The following is a 3,915-nucleotide window of genomic DNA, read 5'->3' on the forward strand; positions in this document are numbered from 1 at the left end:
CGAGAGCGAAAGGGCATTCATATCGGGACTTGATCAAAACACTACCTACTATGTTGCGATCAAGGTGATGGATGACGAGGGTAACGCTTCCGGCATCTCTAACGTTGTGGTGGTCAATGCACTCCAAACGGTCTATTTCCTTGATGGTTTAGGCCGTAATGAAATTGGAGATCTTTGGGAGGCGTCGAACGATGTTGAAGTCGGCAACGGTGCTATGCGGACGGTAAGTACACTAGAAGATTGGAGTTCTTCTGCAGTTTTGAAGACACCGGTTTCCCCACATGAGGTTGGATTTCAGTGGATTGAGGCGGCGCAGGGAGAAATTGATAAGATTGGCGTCCTTCTTAAGCTCAGTGCAGCCTCTCTTTCGGCAGACGGATATATGATAAAGAGTGAAAGCGGATCCAATCAATTTCAATTATGGTCGATTCTGCAGGGCATCCCCGGCCAGATGTTAAATTCTTTTTCGCATGAATTATCGAATCCTGTTTCCGGTTCCATTCTGAGAGTCTTCATGTATTCTGACCTCTCAGGCCACCATTTCGCAGTCTTTGTAGACGATATTTTTTATGGGATCTTATCTGACTCCGCTAAAATTCTCGGCAATGACGCCACACAATATTGCGGAGTCATCTTTCGGGGAAGCGCAAACGTCGCAATGGATAATTTTTACTCATATTCGCCCCAGGCAGTCCCAAGTGATTTCGCCTACGTCTCCGGGGACGGACAGGAAGGTGCTATTCGCCAGGTTCTGGAGCAGCCTCTGGTCGTTCGGATCACCGACGCAATGGGTTCTCCGGTGTATTTTGGCAACGTAGACTTTGAAAAGATTAGTGGGGACGCCGGACTGTTGCCTCCAGCCCATCCGGATGGGACTGTTTTCATTGAAGCCGAACGTGGAATACTCGAGGCCCCAATGGTTAGGAAAAGGAAAGACAATGCATCGGGTGGTAGGTTTATCTGGGTCCCGGCTGGATCTGATGATGGCGGCAAAGCGACTTACAAATTCTATGTTCCTGAAAATGGTGAATATGTGATTTGGGGACGCGCGGAAGCAAGCTCGGGTTCAAAAGATTCCTTCATCATTGTCGTGGATGACAACGAGGAAATCACCTGGGATGTATTCCAGTCACAATATCAGTCTAGTTGGTCCTGGGATCAAGTTTCCTCCAGGGGACAAGGCGGAACGTCGAATCCGGAAGCGGATCCTTACGAGGTGTATTTGTCGCAAGGGATTCATACTCTGCAGGTTAAACAAATGGATGAGCAAGGAAAATTGGATAAAATGATCATAACCAAAGACCCGTTTTTCCTGCCATCCGGGACTGGCGGAGACGGATCCTATGCATCTGACGTCTCTGGTCTTTCGAGAGCGTATGTGGAGTTTGGAAGACAAGCGGGCGAAGTTGTGATCCGGGCCAGTACGCCTGCTCTCCCGGATTCAATCTTGTTTACGGTTCGATCTAATCCCGAACCGGCATTTAAGATTATAGAATTTTCGGGAAATGATCAACATGGAAAAGCAGGATTTCCATTGGCTAATCCCTTCGCCGTACTGATTGCTGACCAATATGACAATCCTGTTGCGGATTATCCGGTTGTTTTCGAAGTGGTTGAAGGAAACGGCCATTTTGAAGAATCTCAGCCGGTTTTCTCCGGATCCGATGGGATTGCTTCATCGGTGATGGTCCTGACCGCTGATGGACCTGATAATCGAGCGTTGGCGCACGCAGACGGGCTGCAAGGTTCTCCTGTTGAATTTGTCGGGACGGCAACATCTGGTATCCCTGTAAAAATACAGTACGTTTCAGGCTCAGGCCAGGTTGGCGCAGCAGGATCTATGCTGCCTTTTCCATTTGAGGCGAAGGTATTGGATGCTGTGGATGACCCAATCGAAGCTTATCCTGTGATTTTTGAGATCACATCCAACCTAGGTGGGACACTTTCTGTCGACACCGCGTACACCGATGCCAGCGGTACTGCAAGAACAAATCTTACAATTGGAGGTCAACTTGGCGAGTATGTCGCTCATGCCAGAGCAGACGGTCTCGAGAATTCGCCAATCGTGTTTTCGGCCTCTGTCGTTGCCGGACCAGCCTTTGGCCTGACAAAGGTTTCCGGGGACAGCGCAGCCGGTCTAGTCCTTTTTCCTCTCATCACACCGTTCGTTGTGCAAGTATCCGACGCATTTGGCAATCCCGTGCAGGGAGAGATCGTCTCATTCAAGGTTACGGAAGGAGGGGGTACATTTGTTGGTGGTGCGAGCGAATTGACCGACACGACAAACAGTTTTGGCCAGGCCAGTGCAAATTTGGTCTTGGGCGGGAATTTCGGAAACTTCACGAACCGCGTTGAAGTGCAGAAGGAGGGATTGCAGGGGTCTCCGGTCGAGTTTGTCGCATCTGCGCTTGCACCGACTGCATACGTGGTTAAACCCGTCGATGGTAATTCGCAGATTGGTCTAGTTAACGAACCTCTCGAGGCTCCTTTTCGTGTAAAAGTTGCAAATCCAATTGATGAGCCGATTAAGAATCACCCCGTTACTTTTCATGTGAAATCGGGGGGAGGCGTCTTTTTGGAGACCATAGATACCGTCCAAACCGTTCCGACAGATGAGCAGGGTATAGCTTCAGCCACCCTGCGCCTAGGCCCGGGAGTCGGACAGGATGTGAATATTGTCCATGTTACCAGCTCAAGCGGGCTGACCCCCCTGGTAGGATCTCCAGTCGTTTTCTTCGCTTCCGGCAATAATGACGCAGCAAAGGTATCCATAACCAGGGGAAACAATCAGATAGGTGTACGGAATAGTCAACTGGTTGAACCTTTTGAAGTTCAAGTACTTAATCACGAAGATCTGCCGGTAGCCGGTCATCCTGTGGAATTTAGTGTAATATCAGGTGGAGGATTCCTGGATTCCGGAAATGACACGGTGGTCGTTAGGAATACGAACGTGGTTGGAAAAGCTTCCGTTTTCCTCACTCTCGGAAACCAAATCGGTCTGAATAGCAATATTGTCCAGGTGACTTCTTCGGACGGATTCTCGCCGTTGGCGGGATCACCCACACTCCTTCAAGCATCGGCAACCGCAAGTGCCGCCTCTCAAATCGTGAGTCTTACCGGCACTCACCTGTCGGGAGTAGTCGGCAAGCCATTGTCTGAATCCACCCGCGTGAAAGTAACCGGTCCCAACGACCTACCCGTCGTTGAACATGAGGTCGAATTTCGAATCATTTCTGGAAATGGTAGAATTGTTGGCTCCCCTGTCGACAGTCTGTTGGTCATTCAGACGGATTCGAGTGGTATCGCAGAAATACAATGGATCTTGGACCAGAAAGCCGGGGTCCAACGTAACCTCTTGCAAGTCTCTACGAACAACGGAATCGAAGAGCTCGCAAATTCTCCGATAACGTTTCTTGCTGACGGACTTCCGGATCTGACCGATCCTGATAGCTCTGATATTTCAGTTACCACTCCGGTTTCTGCTGACGGACAAATGAAGTCAATTATTACGGTGGCTCTTCGTGACAAATTCATGAATCCGATCCCTGGCATGGAAGTTCGTATTTTCTCAAGCGGAGAACTGAACTTTCTTGAACAACCAACAACCTTAACGGACAGTCTGGGTAAAGTAATCGGGGCGATGTCGTCCATCAAGGCTGAGCAAAAGAATATTACGGTGAAAAACGTTACCGACAACATCGTTTTGAACAAAACGGGCATCGCGGAATTCGTCGCACTAAATGCAAGTCGCATCAATTTGGCCGCCGGCACCGGACAACAGGGCAGCGTGGGAACTGTGTTGTCAAGTCCGCTCGTCGTTTCCATAACCGATGCGTTCGACAATCCCCTCCCGAATCATCCGGTCTATTTCATACCGGAGACAGAAGGGAGTTTTATGATCGAAAGTCAGCCGGT

1 protein-coding gene is annotated in these 3,915 nt (G+C 49.5%); it reads left to right on the forward strand.

Annotated elements, in window-relative coordinates; genetic code table 11:
- Positions 1-3,915: Ig-like domain-containing protein (locus tag V3U24_00350; protein MEE9165902.1), on the forward strand; the 3,915-nt coding region annotated here is incomplete at both ends.

The sequence above is a fragment of the Candidatus Neomarinimicrobiota bacterium genome (genome assembly GCA_036476315.1).
In the GTDB taxonomy this organism is placed as follows: domain Bacteria; phylum Fidelibacterota; class Marinisomatia; order Marinisomatales; family S15-B10; genus JAZGBI01.